Source organism: Pedobacter miscanthi, assembly GCF_003315595.1.
Lineage (GTDB): Bacteria > Bacteroidota > Bacteroidia > Sphingobacteriales > Sphingobacteriaceae > Pedobacter > Pedobacter miscanthi.
Genome location: NZ_QNQU01000013.1, coordinates 20676 through 47410, shown reverse-complemented (window position 1 = coordinate 47410; position 26735 = coordinate 20676). Strand labels below are relative to the sequence as shown.

Here is a 26735-nt window from a genome sequence, read left to right as displayed (position 1 = left end):
ATTAAGATCTATTCTGCAGTGGGCAAACTGAAATAAAAGGTAGAACCCTCACCATATCTGCTTTCGGCCCAGATTTTTCCCTGGTGTCTTTCTATTACCTCGGCACAGATGTACAAACCCACACCAAAACCTGCTATGGTTTGTGTAACCGGACTTTCTACCCGGAAAAACCGGTCGAATAATTTAGGGATATTATTTTCTTTAATACCAATTCCTTCATCTTCAACACTAACTACGAGTTCTCCTGCTCTTTTTTCGCATTTTATAGCTATAAATGATTCTTTTTTAGAATATTTTGCTGCGTTGCTGATAAGGTTATTGATTACATTTCCAATTTTCTCACGGTCGGCATTTACAATCATTCCATCTGCCCCGATTACCTGTATAAAATGACTTGGTAAGATCACGCGGTTTTCTTCGGCAATAATCTGGATCAGTTCTACCAGGTCGAAATCCACTTTATGCAACTGGATCTTACCCGATTCCAATAATGAAACGTTTAAAAAACCATCAATCATTAACGACATCCTTTTGAGCTGAACATTGATTTTATTCAGTGTTTCTGTAGTAAACTCGTTTTCGGTTTCTTTTAATTTAAATTGTAAAAGCTGTACATAAGCGTTCAGGGCGGTTAAAGGTGTTTTGAGTTCGTGGCTTACCATTCCTATAAAATCATTTTTCCTGATCTCATCCTGTTTGTGCTCCGTAATATCCAGTACTGCGCCAGCAATATAAACACCCTTTCCCTGTTCGTTATAATAAGCTTTACCTGCAGTTCTTAACCATTTTATTTTATTTTTTGGTCCTTTTAAATTAATCTGATATTCTACATTGAAAGCTTCCCTGTTGTGCAGCGCTTTTCTGATGCTGCTGGTAAGGAAGCTTAAATTCTCCAAACTGATCAGCGATTTGGCTTCATCAAGATCGAGTTTGTTGCTTTCCAGTTCGTAAATCTGTTTAGCCCTTTCTGATAAAAGAACTTTTTTACTTTCAATGTCGATATTCCATGAGCCCATTTCTGAAGCATCCATGGCGATTTTGAGTATATCTTTTGCTTTTAATAGTTCTTTTTTAAAGTTTACCTGCTCGGTAATATCCTTAATAATTACTAAAATACTGGTTACCTCGTTTTTATCGTTTTTTAAAGGTTGATACATGGCTATAAAATAGCCATCTGCAATCGGCGTTGATATTTTAAGCTCGTTCAGCGTTAAAGGCTCGCCTGTTTTAAAAATATCCTTCACCCGGCTCAAAATCTGTTTTTGTAAACCAAGTTCCTGTATGGCTTCTTCCTGGGCAACACCTATTATCTCCTTCCTGCTTTTGCCCCAAAGTTTTAAAATATTATCGTTTGCATACTCCGTGATCAGATCCCTGCCCCTCAATACGCACATGCCTAAGGGAGCCTGCTCAAAAAAGCCCCTGAATCTTGCTTCGCTTTCTGAAAGTTCAAATAAAATACTTTCCAGGTCATTCTCATTTGTTGGGATTTCTTTCAGCGAACAGATAATATAGTCGGCAGGCTTTTCGCCATGCAATACCGGAGAAAATTCGAGCTCCCATTTTACATTTGGCGAATTGGAATAAATAGGATGGATAATTAAGCCGGCATTTACTTTTAGCTCACTTACTTTATTTACCGTTTTTATCAAAAGGTCTTTTTCCCTGTCCGAAAGCAGGTTTGGGATGACGTCAATATCATAAAATTTTAATTTGCCACCAATCCGCTCTATTAGAGCCTGGTAGGCATCATTATGTTCTACAACCACCAGCACGGGTTTAATCTTAAAAATAACTAAGGGTGATTTAGAATGTTTTAATAATGCCTTTAAGAATGAAGAGCTCAAATCGATCATAAAATTTGGTTGACACTTAATCAAATATAATCTTTAAGACGCTAACTGACAATAGGATTACTATGGTTGCATAATATTTAAATCGAAAATGGATGAATTATCAAAAAAAGATATGTAAAATTCATTATATACAGTCTTAATAATAATAAGAGTACCTTATTTTTATAAATAATTAATTTTTAGCTAAACATTTTTACTGGTTCTGTGTTTCAGAAACAGGTAGATAATATTTTCGTTTGCCGTTCTTTTTGAGCGGTTATTTTGCAGTTACACAATAGATAAAAAATGAGTCCCGAAAACATTTATTCAAAAGATAAGTGGCTACCTTTTAATGGATATTCGCCAGTAATCAACGTTTATAGAACGTTTCACGATTTAACACCGGAAATTGAGTTTATCATCAATAGCCATACCTTTCCAGTTAACTTTAAAAAAAATAAATTTATTACCTCGCCCTTGCACCGTGATAAACATACCTATCTTATTTTAAACGGTATAGTAAGAGGTTATATGAAAGAAGACAACCAGGAAATAACCACCTGGATTGCAAAAGAAAAGGAATTTGTGGGCAACGTAAGTAATTTCTGGGATGAACATGAACCTTCAGAAGAATATGTACAGGCCCTTGAAGATGTGGTAGCCATAGCTATCCCCAATACCATGTCGAAACTCTTATACCTTAATTACCATATTGTTAATTATGTGAGCCGTAAAATGACGCAGCTCCATTACCTGCAGGCTTGCGAACGGGCACTTATTTCACGTTTACAGTCGGCTGAGAAAAGGTACCTCCGCTTTACAAGGTCTTACCCGGAATTAATTAACAGGGTTCCGTTAAAATACATTGCTTCATTCCTCTGTATGCGTTTAGAAACTTTAAGCAGGATCAGGTCTAAACTCGCTTTGCAGTTTATAGAATAAGATTTAACCGGGGTTAAAATGCAGACTGATTGTTATTTTAACATCAAAAAATTGTAAACCTAAATGCTAAAATTGAGTAATCAAAAAACAAAATGTATGCCTGTGTTTAATAAAATCGACTGATTTGTAATACATTTTATCTTCAATTGTTATCTGAAATGTGCTGATTTTAGCATTTAAAATGGTTTTTTGATTTTTTTATTGAAAATTATTTTGCTGTTAATCAGTTAGTTGTAATTTGTTTTTCAATAAAGCGCGTCATTTGCACGATTTAACATTTAAGGCTTATATTTTTTTAAAAATTTATATATATTTGTTCTTACCCTTTCGAGGGTATGTTTTTCATAGGTAGATGTAGGGTCAGAACAATGTTCTGGCCCTTTTTTATTTTTAGTCCCCCAGAAAACCTATTTTTGTTCCATGATGAAAAAGAAAGTTATTGTTGCGGTTACCGGGGCCAGCGGATCTGTTTATGCCAAAGTTTTATTCGATCAGTTAGCTACATTAAAAGATCAGATCGAAGCGGTTGGCGTGGTAATGAGCGATAATGCGAAAGAGGTTTGGCAATTCGAGTTGGGAAACCAAAATTACAACGATTTTAAAGACTTTACTTTTTATAATAAAAACGATTTTAATGCACCTTTTGCTTCCGGATCGGCAAAATATGATACCATGATTATTGTCCCGTGCTCAATGGGTACTTTAGGGCGTATTGCACATGGTATATCAAACGACCTGATTTCGAGGGCTGCGGATGTGGTATTAAAAGAGCGCAGAAAACTGATTGCCGTGGTAAGGGATACACCTTTTAGCCTTATTCACATCAATAACATGAAAACCGTTACCGAAGCCGGTGGCATCATCTGTCCGGCAAATCCGTCTTTTTACAGCTTGCCGAAAACCATTGAGGAAGTGGCAGGTACGGTAATCAGCCGTGTACTGGATTTGGCCGGTTTTGAGCAGGATAGTTACCGGTGGCAGGAGAAATAGTTTCAGATGTCAGTTTTAATTAACGTTTGTATTCAACTGAAAATCGAAAATTGCCAACTGCATTGTTAATACACTGTAATTTGTGCACCATAAGCTCCACAGACTCCTAACTCCGAACAAATTTCTTATCTTTGCAGGCTCAATGAAAAAGGTCGCATTTTATACATTAGGTTGTAAACTCAATTTCTCTGAAACTTCAACTATCGGTCGTTTATTTACCGATGCCGGTTATGCTGTGGTAGAATTTCAGGATCAGGCCGATGTTTATGTGATCAATACCTGCTCTGTTACCGAGCATGCTGATAAAAAATGCCGTAAAGTAGTTAAAGAGGCCCTAAAATATTCTCCTAATGCATTTGTAACCATTGTGGGCTGTTATGCACAGTTAAAACCACAGGAAATTGCCGAAATAGAAGGCGTTGATATGGTTTTAGGTGCAGCTGAAAAATTCAGGATTGTAGAATACATTACCGATTTAACCAAACAGCCAAAAGCTTTGGTTCATCAGCAGAATATCGAAAAGGTAAACCATAATTTTATTGCTTCTTATTCAATTGGCGATAGAACACGTACATTTTTAAAAGTACAGGATGGTTGCGATTACCCTTGTACCTATTGTACCATTCCTTTGGCACGTGGCGCAAGCCGTAGCGATACCATCGAAAATGTAGTTAACCGTGCAAAAATGATTGCCGAAAGTGGTGTGAAAGAAATCGTTTTAACAGGGGTAAACCTGGGTGATTTCGGTATCCGCAACGGTGAACGTGAAGACAAATTTTTCGACCTGGTTAAAGCATTGGATGAGGTAGAAGGAATAGAAAGAATCCGAATTTCGTCAATAGAGCCAAATCTTTTAAGCAACGAAATTATTGAATTTGTTTCCACTTCAAAAAGATTTGTACCGCATTTTCATATTCCTTTGCAATCGGGTTCTGATAAAATTTTAGGCCTGATGCGCCGTCGTTACCGCCGTGATTTATACGTAGAGCGTGTTGCCAAAATTAAAGAGGTGATGCCGCATTGCTGTATCGGCGTTGATGTAATTGTTGGTTTTCCGGGCGAAACTAAAGAGGATTTCCTGGATACCTATCAGTTTTTAAACCAGCTTGATATTTCTTACCTGCACGTATTTACCTATTCCGAACGCGAATTAACCGTGGCAGCCGAAATGAAAGGTGTGGTAGCAGGAAGCGAACGTAATGAGCGTAGCAAAATGCTCCATATTTTATCCGACAAAAAACGCAGGGCTTTCTACGAGTCTCAGATTGGCAGCGAAGCTGAAGTGCTTTTCGAAGCTGATCAAAAATCAGGCTTTATGCATGGTTTTACCAAAAACTACGTTAAAGTTCGTGCTAAATATGATCCATTGATGGTTAACGAATTAAAAGCCGTCAAACTGATCGAAATTACTGCTGATGGTGAAGTAGAAGTAGCCGAACTCGAAACGGTATACGCACATCATTAGTTTAGTCTTTAGTCCAGAGTCTGAAGTCCTGAGTTCTAAGTTTGTATTTCAATACTATTTTAATCGTTTTGTCATCCTGAGCGTAGTCGAAGGATCTTTCTCAAGATACCGTCATTTCGAGCGGAGTGCAACCTGTACAAATTTTATATCGGTAACTCAGTATAGATATGTAGATCTCTCCGCTTCACTGCGTTCCGGTCGAGATGACGTCACTTTTTATCGAATTCTGTCATTCTGAACGCAGTGAAGAATCTTTTGAATTGCATCTTTACTTTATTGTACTTACCGTTAGCCTTTGTGCTCTTTGTGTCTTTGTGGTCAATCATGCTTGCAACTTTCTATTTACCCCAATCTTTCGCCTTTCAGCTTTGGTCTTTCTTTCCTATCTTCGCAACAAAATATTTGTATGTTTCCTACCGTTTCACATTTTTTAGAATATCTTTTTGGCATTAATTTGCCGCTTCCATTTAATACCTTCGGTGTTTTTGTAGCACTGGCATTTGTGGCCGGTTATTGGGCTTTTACCAAAGAACTTAAACGTAAAGAAGCGCTGGGCATACTTCATCCGATTAAAAAAACGGTTGTTATAGGCAAACCTGCTACAACTACAGAACTGATCATGAATGGCCTTTTCGGCTTCGTGATTGGTTATAAACTGGTTTACGCATTATTGAATTACAGACTTTTTGTAAGTGATGCACAGGGCATATTAATGTCGGCCAAAGGAAATATCATCGGTGGTTTATTTTTAGCTGGTTTATTTGCTTACTGGGATTATACTGAAAAAAATAAACACAAACTCGATAAACCAAAAGAAACACAGGTTACCGTGCATCCGTACCAAACCATGAGTAATTTAGTTGTTTGGGCAGCAATATGGGGTTTTTTAGGCGCCAAATTCTTTGATAATTTAGAATATTGGGACGATTTTGTGCAGCATCCTATCGAAAGGTTATTGTCGTTTAGCGGTTTAACCTTTTATGGCGGCTTAATCTGTGGTGGTGCAGCAGTGCTCATCATCGCCAAAAGAAACGGAATTAAACCGCTGCACATGCTTGATGTAGGCGGGCCGGGTATGATGCTGGCTTATGCAGTAGGCCGTATCGGCTGTCATTTAGCAGGAGATGGCGACTGGGGGATTGTAAATCTTAATCCAAAACCTTTTTCATGGCTGCCAGACTGGTTGTGGTCTTACAAATACCCGAATAATGTGGTAGGCGAAGGAATTCCAATCCAGGGTTGTACCGGTAAATTTTGTAACGAACTGGCCCAGGGCGTTTATCCAACACCAATTTACGAAGTAATTGTTTGCCTTATCCTTTTTGCCTTTTTATGGAAAATAAGGGACAAAATAAAAGCACCGGGTTTAATGTTCGGTATTTATATGATTTTGAACGGTATTGAGCGTTTCTGTATCGAACTGATCCGTGTAAACTCAAAATACCATGTATTTGGCCTTTCTTTCACCCAGGCAGAAATGATTTCTACTTTCCTTGTTGTTGGCGGCATAGCATTAAGTGCCTATGCTTTAAGGAACAAGAACGAACTGGCTCAATAACACCCTTTATAAATTCATTTAAAATCCAACAACAAGCTTAGTCTGTTGTTAAATAGCTATGAATTACGAATTACTATGCAATAAAGTGATCTCGATTGTAAAGCTTACCGGAAATTTTATCCGTAAAGAAGCAATGCAGTTTGATGCACAAAAAATCGAATACAAAGGATTAAACGATATGGTTTCTTATGTTGATAAAACAGCAGAACAGAAACTTGTCCACAATCTTGAAAAATTAATTCCAGATGCCGGTTTCATCACTGAGGAAAAAACCATCAACCGGACCGGAAAAACCTACACCTGGATTATTGATCCTTTAGATGGTACTACTAATTTTATTCATGGCATACCCGCTTACGGAATCAGTGTGGCACTTTACGAAGATGGTTTACCGGTTGTAGGCGTGGTTTACGAATTAAACCGGGGTGAAATGTTTTATTCGTATAAAGGTGGAGTGGCTTTTATGAACAAAAAAGAAATTCGGGTTTCTGTTAATCCTGATCTAAAATCGAGTTTATTGGCTACAGGCTTTCCTTATTATCAGTTTGATAAACAACCTCAATATTTGAAATTGCTGGCAGAGATGATGCAAAAAAGTCATGGCGTGCGTAGGATTGGTGCAGCGGCTATTGATCTGGTTTACACTGCCTGCGGACGTTTTGATGCTTTTTTCGAATTTAACCTGCAACAGTGGGATTTTGCAGCCGGATGTTTTATCGTTCAGCAGGCTGGGGGAGAGGTATTCGATTTTGCCGGAGGGAACGATTACTTTGAAAAAAGGGAGATCCTGGCTACAAATGGTAAACTTACCGCCGAAATGTTAACGGCAATTAAGCAGTATTTTTAATCTATAACTCGTCATTGCGAGGCACGAAGCAATCCTAACGCGGTCACAGGTAGCGATCGTCGTAAGATTGCTTTGTCGTTCCTCCTCGCAATGACGACATTTTTTATAGATCTCCCCATTCCGCGTTGCTCCAGGCGAGATGACGAGGCATGGGTATAAAAAAAGTCCCGGTTTACACCGGGACCTTTTCACTATATATGTACTATGAAAAATGCTCAATTAAAGCGCTTCAGAAACTACTTCTGTAACCTCTGGTACCATTCTCTGTAATAAGTTCTGGATACCTGATTTAAGCGTAATGGTAGAAGACGGACAGCCACTGCACGATCCGCGTAACTCAACCGTAACCACTCCTTCATCAAAAGATTTATAGGTAATGGCACCGCCATCCTGCTCAACAGCCGGGCGAACGTAGTCATGTAAAATCTGCTGGATTTTAATTTCTGTTTCCGAACCTTCAAAAGCAGGTGCTTCTTCAGCAGTTGCTTCTTTAATTTTTAGTTCCGACTCTACTGCTCCCTTCACAAACTCCTTTAAAATGGCTTCAATATCAGCCCATTCTGCATCATCTGTTTTGGTAATGGTAACAAAATTACTGGCGAAAAACACACCAGAAACAAAATTGAACTTAAATAACTCTTTAGCAAACGGAGAATGTTCTGCACTTTCTTTGGTGGCAAAATCCTCACTGCCATTAATCAACAGCTTGTTTACCATAAATTTCATGGTAGCTGGATTTGGAGTCTGTTCTGTATATACGTTAATCGTCATGTCTTAATCAATTTGAATATACAAAATTAACAATAAGTCATTAATAAAACCTTTAACTGCTGTCTGCTTAACGTCAATTTAATCTGATTAAAAAACGCCGGTATAGTTAAAAGGAGTAATGGTTCTCAATTGTACTTTTATCTCTTCCGAAACGGCAAGTCCTTCAATAAAATCTGCAATACTTGCCGCATTGATTTTTGAATTGGTCCTGGTAAGCTCTTTTAAAGCCTCGTAGGGATTAGGATAGTTTTCTCTTCTCAATACCGTTTGGATGGCTTCTGCCACAACGGCCCAGTTATCATCTAAATCAGCATGTAAAGCTGCTTCGTTTAATAAAATTTTATTTAAACCGCGTAAAGTAGAATGAATGGCAATTAAAGTATGACCAAATGGAACGCCAACGTTTCTTAAAACAGTAGAATCGGTTAAATCTCTTTGTAAACGCGAAACTGGTAATTTTGCTGCAAAAAACTCAAATAATGCATTTGCAATTCCTGCATTTCCTTCTGCGTTTTCAAAATCGATCGGGTTTACCTTATGTGGCATGGCCGATGAACCAATTTCGCCGGCTTTAATCTTTTGTTTAAAATAGTTTTTAGAGATATAGGTCCAGATATCCCTGTCCAGATCGATAATGATATTGTTAATGCGTTTTAGGGCATCACACTGGGCAGCAAACTGATCGTAATGTTCAATCTGCGTGGTGTGTTGTGCACGCGTTAAACCCAAAGTATCATTTACAAAACTGTTCGAAAAATCAACCCAGTTTACCTGTGGATAAGCAATATGGTGTGCATTAAAGTTTCCGGTTGCACCGCCAAATTTCGCGCTGTTGGGGATGGCCTTTAAATTTTCTACCTGGATGCTTAAACGCTCGGCAAAAACTAAAAATTCTTTACCCAGTTTGGTAGGAGAGGCTGGTTGTCCGTGCGTATGTGCCAGCATCGGGATATCTTTCCATTCCGTTGCCAGTGCATTTATTTTTTCGATCAAAGTATTAATGGCCGGATAATAACTTTCGTTCAATGCCAGCTTAATAGAATAAGGAATGGCTGTGTTGTTAATGTCCTGAGAAGTTAACCCAAAATGGATAAATTCCTTATAATTTTGAAGCGAAAGGGCATCGAATTTACTTTTGATAAAATATTCTACGGCTTTAACATCATGATTGGTTACCTTTTCGGTCTCTTTAATTTCCAAGGCATCAGCTTCCGAGAAATTTTCATGTATTTTACGTAATCCGGCATAAAGATTTTTGTCAAAATTTTCCAAGCCAGGCAAGTTGATTTCGCAAAGCGCGATAAAATATTCGATTTCTACAAAAACACGGTATTTAATCAGTGCTTCTTCCGAAAAGTAAGCAGCTAAACTTTCGGTTGTTTTTCTGTAACGACCATCAACAGGTGAAATAGCTTGTAGTGATGTTAAATTCATTATGCGGATTATATTTTTGCCGCAAATTTACTACAATTGATGGATTTTAAGGTCTAGATGCCTAAATAAAAAAAAGCCTTAGGTTATCTAAGGCTTTTTTCAAATGGTTTGATAAAACTATTTTTTAACAGTAGTAGTATCAGTTTTAACTGTAGTGTCTTTAACGGTTGTGTCTTTTACAGTAGTATCTTTAACTGTAGTATCAACAACGGTAGAGTCAACTTTAGAAGAATCGGCAGCGCCATCTTTCTTCTCTGATTTACAAGCTACAACTGATAAAGATAAAGCTAGAGCTAAAAAGCCCATTTTGAATGCATTTTTCATTTTTTTTAATTAGTTTGGTTTTAAAAAATTAATTACTTGCTAATTTATACAAAAAACTCAAAAAGGTAACCCGGTATTTTAAAATAAAAAAGGTCCCGATCAGAAATCAGGACCTTTTTTATAGAAATAAGTGAAATAAACTAGTGTTTAGTTTCTTCTTTAGTAGTTGTAGCTTTAACTGTAGTATCTTTTACAGTAGAATCTTTAACTGTAGTGTCAACAGAAGTGGTATCGGTAACAATTGTAGAAGAATCTGTAACTGTTGTATCAGCGCCATCAGCTTTTTTACCTGAATCGCCACAAGCAGCAACTGTTAAAGATAAAGCGAAGGCTAAGAAGCCTAATTTGAATGCATTTTTCATTTTGTTTTATGTTTTAGGGTTAATATCTACTATTAATACCCAAAAAGATAAAAGGTAACCCGGTAATTTCGGGTAAAATAAAAAACCCTCCCGATTTTTACATCGGGAGGGTTTTTTTATGAGTAAGTTAGACTAGTGTTTAACTTCAGTTTTCTCAGTAGTAGTTTTTACAGTAGTATCTTTAACTGTAGAATCAGTAACTGTAGTGTCTTTTTTAGTAGTATCGGTAACTACAGTTGAAGAATCAGTAGCAGTTGTATCAGTACCTTCTGCTTTTTTCTCTGAATTACAAGCAACAACTGATAAAGATAAAGCTAAAGCTAAGAAGCCTAATTTGAATGCATTTTTCATTTTTAAATATTTTTTAAGTAATTAATTAATTTACCTCTTAATACGCGTTATTTAAAAAGGTAACCCAAAAAAGTAAAAAAAAGTTAAAAAAAATAAAAAAGGCTCCCAATGTATATCAGGAGCCTTTTTTATATCATAAAGTTAATACTAGTGTTTAACTTCTTCTGTAGTAGTTGTAGTAGCTTTTACAGTAGTATCTTTTACTGTAGAATCTTTAACTGTAGTATCTTTTGCAGTAGTATCAGTAACGATAGTAGAAGAATCAGTTAAAGTAGTATCAGCACCTTCTGCTTTTTTCTCTGAATTACAAGCAACAACTGATAAAGAAAGAGCTAAAGCTAAAAAGCCTAATTTGAATGCATTTTTCATTTTTGAATTTTTTTAAGTAATTAATTTCTTATTAATGCCGCAAAGGTAGAAAGGTAACCCGATAATCATAAAAAAAAGTTAAAATATTTTTTGCCGGGCTTTTGGGTTACCGACGGCGATAAGTTTGTATTAAGCAATTATAGTGGCTATAAATATTTTTTTGTCTAATATTGGGTTACTATTTACCGAAAAATGTATTAACTAGTGAATAACAGTTTAAAGGGTTCAGTTCCAACAGATAGAGAGGTTATTTTAGGTGTCCTAAATAACTCAAAAGATGCACTTAACAAGTTATACAAGGCTTATTATGCAATGGTTTTGCAGTTTATCCTTAACAATAATGGTGATGAAGATGATGCAAAGGATGTTTACCAGGAAGCCATTATTATTTTATATAACAAAATTAAGGAAGGTAATTTTGAGCTGAGCAGCAAACTTAAAACTTACATTTATTCGGTTTGCCGGCGGATCTGGTTGAAGAAACTCAACCTCAACAGTAAAAAGGCTGGTAACATTACCGATTATGAAGATGTGTTTGCGGTAGAGGAGGATGTGGAAGAACATGAGGAAAAAGACCTGCAATTTGTAAAAATGCAATCGGCACTTGATCATCTCGGCGAACCCTGTAAAACCATTATTCAGGATTTTTATATCCATAATTTATCCATGCAGGATATCTGTGAGAAATTTGGTTATACCAATACCGATAATGCAAAAACACAGAAATATAAATGCCTGCAAAGGTTAAAGAAAATATTTTTTCAACCATAATAATTGAAATGAGAAACGATTTGGAGTTAGATGCAATTATTGAAGATTATCTTTTAGGTAAACTAAATGCCCAGGAAACAGAAGCTTTTGAGCAGTTACGTCGTAATGATGCTACTGTAGATCATAAGGTTGTTTCGCATAAGTTCTTTTTAGAATCTATGGAGGCTTTTGCCACGCAGCTGCATTTAAAAGAACAGTTAAACGAAATTCATGCCGAAATTGATGTAGATAGTCTGGCCAATGCGCTTAGGCCGCACCCATCTCGTGTGGTACAGTTGTGGCGTAAACACAGGTCTGCTATTGCGGTTGCAGCGTCATTTATTGTGCTTTCGCTGGTTTCTATCTATTCTATACAGCATAATACCAAACAGGCTGAACGGTACAGACGGTTAAGCAACCAGGTAAACAATGCCATCAAAACCCAGAATAGCTTAATCAGAAAAATCAATCATAATAATACAACTTCTAATAAAGCCACTGTACAAAATAGTTTCGGCGGTACAGGTTTTGCCATTTCTACCAACGGTTATATTTTAACCAACTTACACATTATTAATGGTGCCGATTCTTTATATGTACAAAATAGCAAAGGAGAATCGTTCAAGGTAAAATCTGTTTATACCGATCCACAGAATGATATCGCTATCTTAAAAATTAACGATAAACACTTCAGTAATTTATCATCTATACCTTATACCATTAAAAGAAATACCAGCAGTATTGGCGAAATGGTTTATACTTTGGGCTATCCAAAAGATGATGCCGTATTGGGAGAAGGTTATGTGAGTTCTAAAAATGGTTTTATTGGTGATACAACCCAATATCAGGTAGCTATTTCAGTTAACCCGGGCAATAGCGGCGGACCTGTTTTAGATAATAATGGAAATTTAGTGGGTATTATCAGTGGTAAACCGGATCAGACAGAAGGCGCAGCTTTTGCGATTAAATCGAAATACATTTTAGAAGCAATGAGGGCGATTCCGCAGGATTCATTAGGCGCAAATAAGCTGTCTGCAAATAAAAGAAGTTTGCTGTCCGGCTTAAAACGTACCAAACAGATCGAAAAAATACAGGATTATGTATTTATGATTAAAGCTTATTAAGTTAAAAACCCCAAACAAATTAATATTCTTGAACCCTGTAGCTTAAATGTTGCAGGGTTTTTTGTTTGAAATGTAATTTATAGGTCTTAAAATAATATAATGCCTATGTATTTAGTATACTATTGTTTAGATTTGTTTTAATCAACTTAAAAATTATCATATTATGAGCATAAGACTAGGCGATACCGCACCGAATTTTCAGGCTAATACCTCAATTGGAGAAATCGATTTTTATGAGTACCTGGGCGATAGCTGGGGTGTATTGTTTTCGCACCCTGCAGATTATACGCCTGTTTGTACTACCGAACTGGGAAGAACAGCGGCCTTAAAAGGAGAATTTGAAAAAAGAAATGTGAAAGTTCTGGCATTAAGTGTTGATTCTGCCGAATCGCATAAAGGCTGGATCAGCGATATAAATGAAACGCAAAATACTTCTGTAGAGTTTCCGATTATTGCCGACCCGGATAAAACTGTTGCCAACCTGTACGATATGATCCACCCCAATGCTTCTGAAACTTTAACTGTAAGATCATTGTTCGTGATCAGCCCTGATAAAAAGGTAAAACTGATCATTACTTATCCTGCTTCAACAGGAAGGAACTTTAATGAAGTGTTACGTGTAATCGATTCATTGCAACTTACCGCGAATTATAGCGTGGCTACACCTGCCGATTGGAAAGACGGAGAGGATGTAATTGTGGTAAACAGTATTAAAACTGAAGATATTCCGGCTAAATTCCCAAAAGGACATAAAGTGATTAAGCCTTATTTGCGTACTACACCTCAGCCGAATAAATAATTTGAATAATCTTCTTTTTGAAACGCAACATTCTTGTTGAACGGCCAAAAAGGACTTGTATTATAGGCTCAAATTGTTATATTTGGTAGTTTTGTTTCAATATTAATGCTTATCTGATTGTTTATTCTCACTTTAATAGTCAATTGGTTGAATGAAATGCTGATCAAAGCGTAAAAGGTTTATTTATTTTATACAATTTTTTATTTTTTTATGGCAACCGGAAAAGTTAAGTGGTTTAACACTCAAAAAGGCTTTGGATTTATTGTGCAAGAAGACAATAAAGACTTATTTGTACATTTTAAAGATGTTTTAGGTGGAATCGAAAGCTTGAAAGAAAACGATACAGTAGAATTTGAAGTAGCTGAAGGCAGAAAAGGTTTACAGGCAGTAAACGTTAAGAAAGTTTAAGCGATAAAATATTAAATATTTGTTCGTCCCAGCAAAAAGCCTTTCGAAAAGAAAGGCTTTTTGCGTTTTTGTCATTCTGAATGCAGTGAAGAATCTATAAAAAAGTCATCATCGCGAGGAGTTACGACGAAGCAATCTTTAATTGCAGGCTAATAGCGATCGTTTTAAGATTGCTTCGTCGGCTGAAAAAGCCTTCTCGCAATGACGGAGTGGTGGCAACTAATAATACTGAATAATCGAGGCCTTTAAAATTACATTTTCTCCGTTGGCAACTTTGGTGAAAATCAAAAACTGCTCCTGATCGGCTTTGATTTTGTATTTTTTTACCAAATCTTCAGGTTTTGCAGGGTAATTGCGTACAATAACATTGCCTTTTAAATTGCCCTGTTTTTTAAGCTCGCCTGTAGTTAATATTCCTTCAATTTTAAAAATGCGGCCGGAAAATTCCTTATTTATAGAAACAGATGAATATAACTGCGTTTGTGGATGCAGTTTTGAAAGACCAAAGGTTGATCCTATTAAATTAAATGCGCCTGATTTTAACAAGGCTGCATCTGGTTCGTAGAGGTAATGATCGGTATGTAAACTTTCAGCAAACTGAACGGGTGCATTAGCCGATGGCCAGCAGAAAGAAAAGTCTTTTTCAATACCATTATTTAAAGTTAACGCAACAATTTTAGGCTCCCGGTTAAATCCTTTATCAATTACCCACAGTAGTTCTTTGCATTCGTTTTTTACGCTAACAATGTGAATTTCGCTTACCTGACTCAATTCGTTTAAACCTGCAGAAATATCGAGCAGTGGAGCCGTTTTGATGATGATTCTTGAAGATTTTTCAAGCAAAACATCCAAATTGCTTACCACGTCTGGCGTACAATCTTTAAGCATAAAAACCTTACCTTTTTCGGCCCTGCGGGCTGGATCTATATAAATGGTATCGAATGTGGTATTGGTATTTTGAATGTAAGCAATGCCATCTTCATCTATAAAGTTGATATTGTGGGCTTGCAGCGCTTTGGCATTATGTTGGGTAATGGCCGATAATTCTGCGTTGATTTCGCAATGGGTAACTTCTTTTACTTTTTTGGCAAAATAATAGGCGTCAACCCCAAAACCTCCGGTAATATCGATTAGTGTATCACCTTTGGCCAGTTTCGACTTATAGTTAGCGGTGATTTCGGAAGAAGTTTGTTCAATGGATAAAACCGGTGGATAATAAATACTTTCGGTGCTGAACCAGGTTGGTAATTTCTTCTCCGATTTTTTTTTTGCTGTGATCTGCGTGGCCAGTTCGGCAGAAGTAACATCCTCGAACGAACTTTTAGCTAAAGCAATCTGATTTACATCGGCGTTTAAGTTGGTGCTTATGTAATCCTGGACGGCCTTGGCTATAAGTTTGTTGTTCATTGTTTAGTATCAAGTATGGAGTATCAAGTATGGAGTATCAAGTATTGAGTATCAAGTATGGAGTATCAAGTATCGAGACAAGACTTATCTTGATACTTGATACTAAATACTTAAACCTTTTTATTCTTCATCACCATCTGGCAGGTGTGGCGGCTTTTCACTTCGAGTAAAATATCTTTTTCAACGGTTACACGATCGATGGTTTGCTGGTTGTAATAACGGATGGTTACCAGTTCGAGGCCTTTATTATATTTTACGGTGAACTCCTCCGACAGGTCTTTAATTAGTTTTTCAATCTGAACAGGATGATCATCAATACTCACTGAGAAACTTATAGCAGAATTAAGCATGGTATTAATCTTGATCTTATGCCTATGAAAAAGTTCAAATATATTGCTCAGGTTTTCTTCAATAATAAAAGAATAATCTTTTGGGAAGATGGAAATCAACGCCTGGTTAACCTTAAATATAAAAGAGGGGATAGGCAGTGGATTGTTTTCTTTCGTAATAGCTGTTCCCGAACCTTCCGGTTGGATAAAGGACCTTACAAAAAGTGGAATACCTTTGTTTTGAAGTGGTTTTATGGTTTTTGGGTGGATTACCGTTGCACCATAATAAGTAAGTTCTATTGCATCGTGGTACGAAAGCTGGGCAATTTTTTCAGTTTCATCAAACCATTTTGGATCTGCATTTAAAACACCCGGAACATCTTTCCAGATGGTTAAGGCTACAGCGTCTAAACAAGAAGCGAATATGGCAGCCGAATAATCAGAACCTTCTCTGCCTAAAGTTGTGGTGTAATTTTCACTTGTTCCACCAATAAATCCCTGCGTTACAATAATGTTTTCGGCCAAAAGTGGCACTAAATCTTTTTGTATAATCTGGTTGGTTTTGGCCCAGTCTACTTTGCCTTCGCGGTAAGTATTATCGGTTTGAATATAATTCCTTGCATCGGCCCAAAGTGTCTTATTCCCGGTTTCGTTTAACCAGGCAGCCACAATTTTGGTCGAAACCACTTCTCCGATAGAAACAATCTGATCGTAAATATAATCGGGGTTGTTATCTGGTTCATCTTCGATCAGCCAGTCTATTTCAACGAAAGTGTTGGCCACATCATCGTAAACCGGATGGTGTTTCCCTTGAAAAAGTTCGTCGATAATATTGAAATGGAAATGTTTAATCTCTTCAAAAATAGCATGTGCCTCATCGTTTTGAGCGAGAAATGCATGGGTAAGATCTTCCAATTTATTGGTGATTTTGCCCATTGCCGAAATCACAATCAGCAGGTTGGCTTTTTTGTAATCACGCACAATATTGGCTAGGTTTTTTACACCGGCCGCATCTTTTACCGAGGCACCCCCAAACTTAAAAATATCCATATTAAAATGCCTTGATTTGTTCTGTAGATAAAGCTGCGTTTAACCAGCCGCTTTCTAAATGTGCTTGATATTTATTGTAAAAATTGATTGCTGGTTCATTCCAGTCGAGTACCTGCCAAACCATGCCGCTGTAATTGCCGTTTTTGGCTTCTGCCATTACTTTTTCGAATAATATTTTCCCTAATCCTTTTCCCCTGAATGCTTCTGTTACGATAAAATCCTCGAGGTATAACCTACAGCCCTTCCAGGTAGAGTAGCGGGTATAATACAGGGCAAAACCAACAATGATATGATCCACCTCTGCTACAAACGCTTTCCAAACCGGATTTTTACCAAAACCGGCGTCGGTAAAATGTTCTAAAGAAACGGTTACTTCCTCGGGAGCTTTCTCGTAAACAGCAAGTTCATTAATGAGCTCTAATATTCTCGGGCAATCGTCTGCCTCGGCAAATCTGATATTGAAATTCATATTAATTGGCAGAAATATCGTTTTTGAAATGTTTAATTACCCTTTTACCGAAAATGCTGCTGCCAATGCGAACCATTGTGCTTCCTTCTTCAATTGCGATTTTATAATCTGCACTCATTCCGGTCGATATTTCTTTAAAAGCTTCATCTTTACGGAAGAAACTAACTTTAATGCCATCGAAAAATACTTTTAACTCATTAAATTCGATGGTAATCTGCTTTTCGTTTTTGGTATTGGTAGCAATGCCCATTAAACCTACAATGCGGATGTTTTTCAGTTTTGCAAACTCTTCATCGCGAAGCAATTCAATCACTTCGTCGAAACCAAGCCCGAATTTGGTGTCTTCGTCAGCAATGTAAACCTGTAACAAACAATCTATTACGCGTTTATTTTTTGCCGCTTGTTTGTCTATTTTCTGAAGCAGTTTTAAACTGTCTACACCATGTATTAACTGAACAAAAGGGGCAATATATTTTACTTTATTGGTTTGCAGGTGGCCGATAAGGTGCCATTCGATATCTTTAGGAAGCAATGCTTCTTTTTCTACCATTTCCTGTACATGGTTTTCTCCGAAAATGCGTTGTCCGGCGTTGTATGCTTCTAAAATTGATTCTACTGGTTGTGTTTTTGAAACTGCAATTAGTTTTACCCCGTCTGATTCAACTTCGCTTTTATATTGTTTAAGATTATCAGCTATGCTCATTTATAACTATTTTTGGTAAAATTAATAACCTTGCCGCAATTTGGGCAAAAAATAATATTTTAATTAAGGATGAAGAGACTAATATGGGTTTTAATGACGGCTATATTATGGTTTGGCTGTAAGCCCGGTATACCGGACGACATTATTAAACCCGATAAAATGGAGAAGATTTTATTTGATATGCATATCGTTGACGGGTATATTTCGACCATTTATGTGCCAGATTCGACCAGAAAGGTAGCAGCAGCTTATTACAGAGGGATTTATAAGAAATTCGGGACGGATTCTGCCCAATACAATAAAAGTTTAAAATGGTACAATAACAACCCGAAAGAGCTTGGCGATATCTATAAAAATATTGAGAAAGCACTAAAGCAGCAGAAAAAAGCGGTAGACATTGCCGATAAAAGCATTCAGAAAAAGAAATTCAAAGCCGATTCATTGGTAATTGCAAAGAAATTTAAGGCCGATTCGCTTGCAATCAGGAAAAAAATGAAACCGGATTCATTATCAAAAGCAAAAGCAACAGCTGAAATTGCAAAAAATAAAAAACAGGCCGATTCACTTATTAATATAAAGAAATCCGGTGCCCTGGAGGTGGTTTCGCCTACAGCAGCGCCGGTACAGGTACAATAAAATAATATGTTATATCCCGATAATTGTTTAGAACGTTTAGGTTTTGTAGAGATCAGGCAGCTGATCAGCAAACATTGTTTAAGTCCCATGGGGCAAGCAATGGTGGGCAAGATGCAGGTGATGAACCGTTTTGATCAGATTGATAAATTTTTAAGACAAACAAACGAGTTTAAAAGTATCCTGCAAAATCAGGAACCGTTACAGATCAATACATTTTTTGATATTAAATCGCTGGTTGATAAAATCAGGGTTGAAGGGACTTATCTGTTAGAGGATGAGTGGTTTCAGGTTTATACTTCGCTGCAGACTGTTTTTTCGGTACTGCGCTTTTTTGAAGAACGTGCCGAAGTTTACCCTACGCTCGAAGCTTTATTTGAGCATTTACCGATTGAAAAAATAATTCTCCGTAAAATAGAAACAGTAATTGATGCCAAAGGAAAGATCAAACCCAATGCATCGAAAGAACTGCAGGAGATTACCTCTGCGATAGCAAAGACCGAGCAGGATGTGCGTAAGCGCATGGATTCGATTTATAAACAGGCCATTGCGAATAACTGGGTTGCAGATGGTAGTTTAACCATCAGGGATGGAAGGATGTGTATCCCGGTTTTGGCAGAGAATAAAAGGAAACTAAAAGGTTTCGTACACGATGAGTCTGCCACAGGGCAAACGGTGTATATTGAGCCTGAAGAGGTTTTTACCTTAAATAATAAACTGCGCGATCTGGAATTTGATAAGCGCCGCGAGATCATCAAGATTTTAATTGCGTTAACAGATGAATTGCGTCCGTATTCGCCATTATTGCTTTCTTATCATGGTTTCTTAACTAAACTAGATTTTGTACGTGCAAAGGCCTTATTTGCCTTAGATATTGAGGCCGAGATGCCAGGTTTGCTAAAAGAACCAAAAACCAAACTGATCAACGCAAGGCATCCCTTATTATCGATATCGTTTGCAGCGGAAAAGAAGACGGTTACACCTTTAAATATTCATATTGATGCCGAAACACGTGTGGTATTGGTTTCAGGACCAAATGCGGGTGGTAAATCGGTTTGCATGAAAACGGTTGGTTTATTGCAGATTATGCTTCAAACCGGTTTGTTGATTCCTGTTGATGCCAATAGTGAAGTGGGTATTTTTGAAAATATTTTCGCCGATATTGGTGATGATCAGTCGATAGAAAGTGATTTAAGTACCTACAGTGCACACCTGAAAAAGATGCGCTATTTTGTAGAACACGCTTCGCCCAAAACCATGGTGCTGATTGATGAGTTTGGTACAGGTACTGATCCACAGTTTGGTGGACCTATGGCCGAGGCTGTTTTAGAAGTGCTTAACAATAAAAAAGTACGGGGCGTAATCACCACGCACTATTCTAATTTAAAGCTTTTTGCAGGCAACACCCCCGGACTCGAAAATGCATCGATGCTTTTTGATAATGCAAAGATGAAACCGCTTTACATTCTGGAAATGGGAAAACCGGGTAGTTCTTATGCTTTCGAAATTGCACAGAATATTGGTTTGCCAAAAGAGGTAATCCAATTGGCCAAAGAGAAAACGGGCTCTAACCAGAACAGGGTAGATACGATGCTGGTTGACCTGGAACGTGAAAAGAAAAATGTTTATGATGCTAAGGTAAGTTTGGCAAACCAGCAAAATAAAGCTAAAAACCTGGTTGCCGAAAATGAAAAGTTGAAAGCCTTTTTAGAGGAGAATAAAAAGGTATTGATTAAAGAAGCCAAGCAGGAAGCACAGAATATTATTAAAAATGCCAATAAACTCGTAGAAAATACCATTGCGGAGATTAAGGAAAAGCAGGCTGATAAGGAAGTAACGAAAGAACTTAGGCAGAACCTGCAGAAAGAGCTTGTTAAAAATACAGTTCCGAAAGAACGCCCGAAACCTGTGCAGGTAGTTGTGGGTGGTGAAATTGAAGTTGGCGATCTGGTAAAATTTACAGATAGTGAAACCATTGGACAGGTTTTAGAAATTAACCGCAACGAACTGGTTTTGGCTATCGGCGATTTACGCTCTACAGTTAAAAAGAACCGTGTGCAGAAAGTAAGCAACCGCGAAGCTAAAAAAGTGGTTCAAAGCAGTGCAAATTCTTTTGCCGGTCGTATGAACGAGGCAGTTTCGGGCTTCAGGGCTGAACTGGATTTACGTGGAAAACGTACAGAAGATGCTTTGTTCGAAGTTGAAAAATACCTGGATAAAGCGATTATGCTTGGCTTTCCTTCTATCAAACTGATTCATGGTAAAGGCGACGGGATTTTAAGAAAAATGATCAGGGAGTATTTACGGAAGTACAGTCAGGTAAACAGGATGGAAGATGAGCATGCTGACAGGGGCGGAGATGGGATTACTTATGTTTATTTGAATTAGAGGTTTTTTTTAGATACAAGATTTGAGACACAAGATGTGAGATGAGATGTTCAAGAAAGTATCGTCTTCTCAACTGAAGCGAAGCAGAAAGATCTATCTCGAGGCAGATTTCATAAAAAGAGTCGTCATTGCTTCGTCTTCTGAAAAAACCTTCTCGCAATGACGGTAACACCATAACTAAAACTTTATAGCCGTAACTATGTTATTTCTAAAACGTTACGGCTATGAAAAAAATCTTACTCTGCCTTTTTGTGGTAATGGTTGCCACAACTTGCAAAAAGACTGATGATGGTAATGAGGATTCAGGCACCCTGCCTGATGTAGAATTAAAAGCGAAAGTTATTGTTTCGGGCTTAAACCTTCCATGGGAAATGGTATACGGACCCGATAACTTTATCTGGTTTACCGAAAAAGCTGGTAAAATCAGCCGTTTAAATCCTTCCACAGGGCAAATTACTGCCTTATTAACCATTTCTGAAGTGCGTACCAATGGCGAAGGCGGTTTGCTGGGAATGGCCCTGCATCCAGATTTCACTGCAAACCCTTATGTTTATGTGGTTTACGGTTATGGAAATACCTACAAGGCTAAAGTTGTGCGTTATACTTATGGTGGGGGAAATTTAAGTAGTCCGCTCGTATTACTGGATCAGATTCCGGCTGCTTCTATCCATAACGGATCTCGGCTGTTAATCAGCGGAGGCAAACTTTTTATCAGTACCGGCGATGCATCCGATACAGCCAACCCACAAAATATAAATTCCTTAGCTGGTAAAATATTAAGGATTAATTTAGATGGTTCCATTCCAACAGATAATCCGTATCCAAACAATCCGGTCTGGAGTTTAGGCCACCGCAATGCACAGGGTTTAGTGCAGGTTGGTAATAAAATATTTTCTTCAGAGCATGGTCCCGATTCAGATGATGAAATCAATATTATTGAAAAAGGCCGGAATTATGGCTGGCCGAATATTAAAGGTTTTTGTAACGAAAGTGGCGAACAATCGTTCTGTAGCTTAAACAATGTGGCAGAACCTTTAATCAACTGGACGCCCACTATTGCACCAAGCGGTTTGGCCTATTACAACAATAATTATATCCCGCAGTTTAAAAATTCTTTACTGCTGGCTGTATTAAAAGGAACCAAACTGATGCAGCTGAAACTGGATGATGCACAAACTAAAATTACGGAAACGAAAGATTTTTATGTAAATACTTATGGCAGGATCAGGGCTGTTTGCCAATCGCCTGAAGGAAAAATTTATATCTGTACCAGTAATGGAAGTGATGATAAAATTGTAGAAATTTCGAAATAATGCTTATTTCTTTTTATTTCCCGGGCATTTTTTGCAACGTTTGCCTTTTTTAAATTTCTCACAACATTTTTTGTGTTCAGCAGTACAACTGAAAATAAAACCCATTCCTTTCTGAAATTCAGGATCGGTGGGTAATATGAATAGACTTTCTTCTCTCTCGTAAATCATTGCTGCACAAAGGTAATAGTTATTTAGATTAATTCCAATTGATAAATATTCCCAATAGATTTAAAAATTATAATTGCTGCATTTTTGAAGGCAATTTGTAATTTAGCGAACTAACCAAAAATTCGTAAAATGATAAATAAAGTGGTATCTGGTGCCGAAGAGGCGATCAAAGATATATCAGATGGCGTAACCATTATGCTGGGTGGTTTCGGTCTTTGCGGTATTCCAGAAAATTGTATCAATGCCCTGGTAAATAAACAGGTAAAAAACTTAACCTGTATCTCCAATAATGCCGGTGTTGATGATTTTGGTATTGGTTTGATGCTGAAACAGCGTCAGGTAAAAAAAATGATTTCTTCTTATGTAGGCGAAAATGCAGAGTTTGAACGGCAATTGTTAAGCGGCGAACTGGAAGTAGACCTGATTCCTCAAGGTACTTTGGCAACACGATGTTTAGCTGCCGGATATGGCATGCCTGCAATTTTTACCCCTGCAGGTGTTGGTACCGAAGTGGCAGAAGGTAAAGAAGTCCGTAACTTTGACGGTAAAGATTATTTAATGGAATATGCTTTTGATGCTGATTTTGCCATTGTTAAAGCCTGGAAAGGTGATACTGCCGGAAATTTGATTTTCAGGTCTACCAGCCGCAATTTTAATCCGGTAATGGCCATGGCAGGTAAAATTACTATAGCGGAAGTTGAAGAACTGGTAGAAGCCGGCGAACTTGATCCTGATTATATCCATACCCCGGGTATTTATGTGCACCGTATTTTTCAGGGGAAGGATTATGAGAAAAGGATTGAACAAAGAACGGTTAGAAAGTCCGAAGTCTGAAGTCGGCAGTCTGAAGTCCGAGGTCGAATAGCAGATTAGAGCATTCAATCATTCAATTCTTCAATCATTCATTCATCCACTCATTCAAAATTCATTTATTCAATTTTATGTTTTCAAAAGAAGAGATTGCGCAGCGTATTGCTAAAGAAATAAAAGACGGGTACTATGTTAACCTGGGGATCGGTATACCAACGCTGGTGGCCAATTATATCCCCAAAGGAATCAATGTAGTGCTACAATCAGAAAACGGTTTATTGGGCATGGGACCATTTCCTTTTGAGGGAGAAGAAGATGCCGATTTAATTAACGCAGGGAAACAGACCATTACCACTTTGCCAGGCTCATCTATTTTTGATTCAGCGATGAGTTTCGGCATGATCCGTGCACAAAAGGTTGATTTAACCATTTTAGGGGCTATGGAGGTTTCTGAAAACGGAGATATTGCCAACTGGAAAATTCCGGGTAAAATGGTAAAGGGAATGGGAGGTGCAATGGACCTGGTGGCATCGGCTAAAAATATCATTGTAGCCATGCAGCACGTTAACAAAGCCGGCGAAAGTAAATTGTTGCCAAAATGTACTTTGCCTTTAACTGGTGTAAAATGCATTAAAAAAATAGTTACCGAACTGGCTGTATTAGATATTTTGCCCGAAGGTGGTTTTAAACTGTTAGAGCGTGCTCCTGGGGTAAGTGTGGATTTTATACAACAAGCTACAGCAGGAAGGTTGATTGTGGAGGGGGAGATCCCGGAAATGAGGTTGGATTAAATCTTTATGTAGGAGTTATGGCGATGGTTTGTGAGGACACAAACCATGGAGTAGAGAAGTCAAGTTTTTAAAACTTGACTTCTCTGGTATTTAAGCTATATCAACCAAAATACTATTCCTCAAATCATTCGAAATAGCTTCTGTTATGGCAATGATTTCGTCGGGTTCGTTGGTGTTGTTGAGCACTACTTTATTGCATTGTTCGCGGTAGGGTAATAAGTACTCTTTATAGGCCGGAACAACGTGGTTATGCCACTTATATAATACATCTTCTTCCGGATAACCTCGTTCTAAACCATCGCGTTTAATGCGACGGTCTAAAGCTACCTGTTCGTCGGCATCCACAAAAATGGTATGATCCAGTAATGAAGCAATTTCTTTAAAATGAAGGATAAATAAACCTTCTACAATAATGATCGGAGCCGATTTAATTTCGAGGATTTTGACAACAGCTAATGGATTATTGAAGTTGTATTCTTTTTTATAAACCACTTCGCCACTCATTAATTGCTTAATATCCCTTAAAAACTGTTCACTATCAATTGTTGAAGGAAGATCGAAGTTATACAGTTTGTTCTCCTCCTGCGTCATTTCGCCGGCCGGGATGTAATAATCATCCTGCGATACCAGCGTTACCTCATCCTGTTTAAAATGGTGCAGAAAGCAGTTTAAGAAAAATGTTTTGCCCGATCCGCTACCGCCGGCAATACCAATTATAAAGGGCTTTTTGTTTGAACTCATTGAGCACTATATGTTAAATTGCAGAAAAAACGTTTGTCTAAAGCACCCAGCGAATCAGCTACAGCTTTAGTCATTACAATGATAACATCTTTTGTAGATTCGTTCTCTGTAAATTTACCAACAACTTTGGCAAAAGTGGTACGGTTGGTCATGGGGTTGGTAATTTTAATAACCCTGCCCACAGGAGCTGTACGGTGTAAAACCAGCATTTTGGTGCCATCAAGGTCCTGATCTGCTATCCAAACCGCCGTGCCTTTTTCTTCAATCTGGCTCAGGCCATAAACGCTGGGATCGCGGCGCAATTTAGGATCTTTAACCATCGTACTATCCGGTTCATTCTGCTGATCCTCTTTCGACGCATCATTTACCGATTTTGGTTGCGGTGGTTTAGGGATAATCAGTTTCTGATCTACTTTAATATTATTATCATCAAGTTTATTCGCTGTTCTGATCTGGTAAGCCGTTAAATTATATTTTTTAGCAATTGAAAAGATATTTTCGCCTGTAGCTACCGTATGGATAAAACTTTCTTCTTTATCTGCAACAACTTCTTTTGTTTTCGTTTCGGCTTGTTTTTCTTTTGGTACCTGTACATCGGCAATAATTCCTCCGGGTACTTTTAAAACCTGCCCGATGGTGATTGCATTGTCAGGAAGATTATTCATTGTTCTGATCTGATAAGCCGTAATGCCATATTGTTTGGCAATGGTGAAAATGGTTTCATTCCTTAACACGGTATGGGTACCGGCAGCATCAGCTGATTTATTCTCCTGTGCTGGTTTTTCTTCAACAGCAGCAGAAACCACTTTATTCTCGTCGATATTTTTTGTAGCAGGGATTTTTAATTTCTGGCCTATCTTCAGGTTATTTCCCGAAAGGTTGTTGGCTTTTTTCACTTCCTCAACCGTGGTGCCATATTTTTCGGCAATTTTACCTAAAAATTCTTTTGGCGCAACAGTATGTTCGATCATGGTCTGATCAGAAGACGTGCCAGTATTTGCTGGTACTTCAGTATTGTTTTTTGCTGCGGGAGTTGCCGGAACTGTTGACTCGCCCTGTTGTCCGTTTTTTGCAGGAATTTTTAAAACCTGACCGATGCTTAGGTTATTACCGGTTAAATTATTTAAAGTTTTAATTTCGCTGATGGTGGTGCCGTATTTTTCGGCCAGCATATTCAGGTTTTCTTTTGCCTTAATGGTATGCTCAATTACACTGGCATTCGAAGCGGGACTTTCAGTATTTGAAGATCCGGTAGCTGTAAATGGTATATTGGTAGGAACCTTGATAATTACCCCAACCTGGAGATATTTATTATCGTTAAAGGCCATAATATCCTTTGGAGATACATTATACCTTCTTCCGATAGAATAATAGGTATCTTTTGCTACAGTTTGGTGAACGATTAGTTTTTTGCCTTTATTATTTTCTACACCGATAGAGTCTCTTGCTGTATTGGCTTTGGCATTTGCGATATTTAAGGCAAATAACACTACAGCAGATAAATATATTTTATGCATTTATTTTTATGTAAATTTTTAAGTCAAAGGGAGCAATTATACGAATAATATTGTTAATCATCTTCAGTTCGGTTGTTCGTTTTTACG

General features: G+C 37.6%; 27 protein-coding genes. 14 read left to right on the top strand and 13 right to left on the bottom strand.

Features of this window, described 5'->3' with window-relative positions:
- Nucleotides 1–8 precede the first annotated feature (8 nt).
- Complete coding sequence (locus DRW42_RS15715; RefSeq protein WP_113949786.1) at nt 9–1856, bottom strand: PAS domain-containing sensor histidine kinase; 1848 nt, start codon at nt 1854–1856, stop codon at nt 9–11.
- A 285-nt stretch (nt 1857–2141) separates the two neighbouring features.
- On the opposite strand from DRW42_RS15715, the gene DRW42_RS15710 reads away from it, so the two are divergent.
- The 5 genes from DRW42_RS15710 to DRW42_RS15690 all read left to right on the top strand — a co-directional run bounded on the left by DRW42_RS15710 (nt 2142) and on the right by DRW42_RS15690 (nt 7637).
- Nucleotides 2142–2777, top strand: a complete 636-nt coding sequence (locus DRW42_RS15710) for a Crp/Fnr family transcriptional regulator (protein ID WP_113949785.1) — start codon at nt 2142–2144, stop codon at nt 2775–2777.
- A gap of 420 nt (nt 2778–3197) precedes the next feature.
- The gene (locus tag DRW42_RS15705; protein WP_113949784.1) at nt 3198–3767 is read left to right on the top strand and encodes a UbiX family flavin prenyltransferase; all 570 of its coding nucleotides are present in this window, start codon (nt 3198–3200) and stop codon (nt 3765–3767) included.
- A gap of 142 nt (nt 3768–3909) precedes the next feature.
- On the top strand, nt 3910–5232 hold the full coding sequence (mtaB, locus tag DRW42_RS15700; protein ID WP_113949783.1) for a tRNA (N(6)-L-threonylcarbamoyladenosine(37)-C(2))-methylthiotransferase MtaB: 1323 nt from the start codon (nt 3910–3912) through the stop codon (nt 5230–5232).
- A gap of 406 nt (nt 5233–5638) precedes the next feature.
- Nucleotides 5639–6790 carry a prolipoprotein diacylglyceryl transferase gene (locus tag DRW42_RS15695; protein WP_113949782.1) on the top strand — a complete coding sequence of 384 codons (1152 nt, stop codon included), beginning with the start codon at nt 5639–5641 and terminating at the stop codon, nt 6788–6790.
- Nucleotides 6791–6848: 58 nt separating this feature from the next.
- Nucleotides 6849–7637, top strand: coding sequence for an inositol monophosphatase family protein (locus tag DRW42_RS15690; protein ID WP_113949781.1), 789 nt, complete (start codon nt 6849–6851; stop codon nt 7635–7637).
- A gap of 219 nt (nt 7638–7856) precedes the next feature.
- Here the strand turns inward: DRW42_RS15690 and DRW42_RS15685 are convergent, their stop codons facing one another.
- From DRW42_RS15685 to DRW42_RS15660, 6 genes are all read right to left on the bottom strand, one after another.
- Nucleotides 7857–8408: a NifU family protein gene (locus DRW42_RS15685; RefSeq protein ID WP_113949780.1), complete on the bottom strand. Its 552-nt coding sequence runs from the start codon at nt 8406–8408 to the stop codon at nt 7857–7859.
- 87 nt (nt 8409–8495) lie between these two features.
- Entirely contained in the window at nt 8496–9842 is a 1347-nt protein-coding gene (purB, locus tag DRW42_RS15680; protein ID WP_113949779.1) for an adenylosuccinate lyase, read from the bottom strand.
- A gap of 117 nt (nt 9843–9959) precedes the next feature.
- On the bottom strand, nt 9960–10166 hold the full coding sequence (locus tag DRW42_RS15675) for a hypothetical protein (RefSeq protein WP_113949778.1): 207 nt from the start codon (nt 10164–10166) through the stop codon (nt 9960–9962).
- Between the two features lie 140 nt (nt 10167–10306).
- On the bottom strand, nt 10307–10528 hold the full coding sequence (locus DRW42_RS15670) for a hypothetical protein (protein WP_113949777.1): 222 nt from the start codon (nt 10526–10528) through the stop codon (nt 10307–10309).
- Nucleotides 10529–10660: 132 nt separating this feature from the next.
- Nucleotides 10661–10879 carry a hypothetical protein gene (locus DRW42_RS15665; RefSeq protein ID WP_113949776.1) on the bottom strand — a complete coding sequence of 73 codons (219 nt, stop codon included), beginning with the start codon at nt 10877–10879 and terminating at the stop codon, nt 10661–10663.
- Nucleotides 10880–11026: 147 nt separating this feature from the next.
- Nucleotides 11027–11248, bottom strand: a complete 222-nt coding sequence (locus DRW42_RS15660) for a hypothetical protein (RefSeq protein ID WP_055911571.1) — start codon at nt 11246–11248, stop codon at nt 11027–11029.
- Nucleotides 11249–11452: 204 nt separating this feature from the next.
- Between DRW42_RS15660 and DRW42_RS15655 the strand changes: the two genes are divergently transcribed.
- The 4 genes from DRW42_RS15655 to DRW42_RS15640 all read left to right on the top strand — a co-directional run bounded on the left by DRW42_RS15655 (nt 11453) and on the right by DRW42_RS15640 (nt 14329).
- Nucleotides 11453–12019, top strand: a complete 567-nt coding sequence (locus tag DRW42_RS15655; protein WP_113949775.1) for an RNA polymerase sigma factor — start codon at nt 11453–11455, stop codon at nt 12017–12019.
- Nucleotides 12020–12027: 8 nt separating this feature from the next.
- Entirely contained in the window at nt 12028–13122 is a 1095-nt protein-coding gene (locus DRW42_RS15650; RefSeq protein WP_113949882.1) for a S1 family peptidase, read from the top strand.
- A 163-nt stretch (nt 13123–13285) separates the two neighbouring features.
- On the top strand, nt 13286–13921 hold the full coding sequence (locus DRW42_RS15645; RefSeq protein ID WP_113949774.1) for a peroxiredoxin: 636 nt from the start codon (nt 13286–13288) through the stop codon (nt 13919–13921).
- A gap of 210 nt (nt 13922–14131) precedes the next feature.
- Nucleotides 14132–14329, top strand: coding sequence for a cold-shock protein (locus DRW42_RS15640; protein ID WP_029276380.1), 198 nt, complete (start codon nt 14132–14134; stop codon nt 14327–14329).
- Nucleotides 14330–14548: 219 nt separating this feature from the next.
- Here the strand turns inward: DRW42_RS15640 and DRW42_RS15635 are convergent, their stop codons facing one another.
- The 4 genes from DRW42_RS15635 to DRW42_RS15620 form a co-directional block, all read right to left on the bottom strand.
- Nucleotides 14549–15736: a class I SAM-dependent methyltransferase gene (locus tag DRW42_RS15635; protein ID WP_113949773.1), complete on the bottom strand. Its 1188-nt coding sequence runs from the start codon at nt 15734–15736 to the stop codon at nt 14549–14551.
- Nucleotides 15737–15846: 110 nt separating this feature from the next.
- Nucleotides 15847–17115, bottom strand: a complete 1269-nt coding sequence (locus DRW42_RS15630; protein ID WP_113949772.1) for an aspartate kinase — start codon at nt 17113–17115, stop codon at nt 15847–15849.
- 1 nt (nt 17116) lies between these two features.
- Complete coding sequence (locus DRW42_RS15625) at nt 17117–17584, bottom strand: GNAT family N-acetyltransferase (RefSeq protein ID WP_113949771.1); 468 nt, start codon at nt 17582–17584, stop codon at nt 17117–17119.
- Between the two features lies 1 nt (nt 17585).
- Complete coding sequence (locus DRW42_RS15620; protein ID WP_113949770.1) at nt 17586–18287, bottom strand: YggS family pyridoxal phosphate-dependent enzyme; 702 nt, start codon at nt 18285–18287, stop codon at nt 17586–17588.
- A 93-nt stretch (nt 18288–18380) separates the two neighbouring features.
- On the opposite strand from DRW42_RS15620, the gene DRW42_RS15615 reads away from it, so the two are divergent.
- The 5 genes from DRW42_RS15615 to DRW42_RS15595 all read left to right on the top strand — a co-directional run bounded on the left by DRW42_RS15615 (nt 18381) and on the right by DRW42_RS15595 (nt 24390).
- Complete coding sequence (locus DRW42_RS15615; RefSeq protein WP_158544355.1) at nt 18381–18923, top strand: DUF4296 domain-containing protein; 543 nt, start codon at nt 18381–18383, stop codon at nt 18921–18923.
- Between the two features lie 6 nt (nt 18924–18929).
- Nucleotides 18930–21308: an endonuclease MutS2 gene (locus DRW42_RS15610; RefSeq protein WP_113949768.1), complete on the top strand. Its 2379-nt coding sequence runs from the start codon at nt 18930–18932 to the stop codon at nt 21306–21308.
- 224 nt (nt 21309–21532) lie between these two features.
- Nucleotides 21533–22621, top strand: coding sequence for a PQQ-dependent sugar dehydrogenase (locus tag DRW42_RS15605; RefSeq protein ID WP_113949767.1), 1089 nt, complete (start codon nt 21533–21535; stop codon nt 22619–22621).
- Nucleotides 22622–22918: 297 nt separating this feature from the next.
- Nucleotides 22919–23623, top strand: coding sequence for a CoA transferase subunit A (locus DRW42_RS15600; protein WP_113949766.1), 705 nt, complete (start codon nt 22919–22921; stop codon nt 23621–23623).
- A 107-nt stretch (nt 23624–23730) separates the two neighbouring features.
- Nucleotides 23731–24390: a CoA transferase subunit B gene (locus DRW42_RS15595; RefSeq protein WP_113949765.1), complete on the top strand. Its 660-nt coding sequence runs from the start codon at nt 23731–23733 to the stop codon at nt 24388–24390.
- Between the two features lie 90 nt (nt 24391–24480).
- On the opposite strand, the gene DRW42_RS15590 is transcribed toward DRW42_RS15595, so the two are convergent.
- Entirely contained in the window at nt 24481–25131 is a 651-nt protein-coding gene (locus tag DRW42_RS15590; protein WP_113949764.1) for a uridine kinase family protein, read from the bottom strand.
- Nucleotides 25128–26648 carry a muramidase family protein gene (locus DRW42_RS15585; RefSeq protein ID WP_113949763.1) on the bottom strand — a complete coding sequence of 507 codons (1521 nt, stop codon included), beginning with the start codon at nt 26646–26648 and terminating at the stop codon, nt 25128–25130. The genes DRW42_RS15590 and DRW42_RS15585 overlap by 4 nt, the downstream gene beginning before the upstream one ends.
- Nucleotides 26649–26735 lie beyond the last annotated feature (87 nt).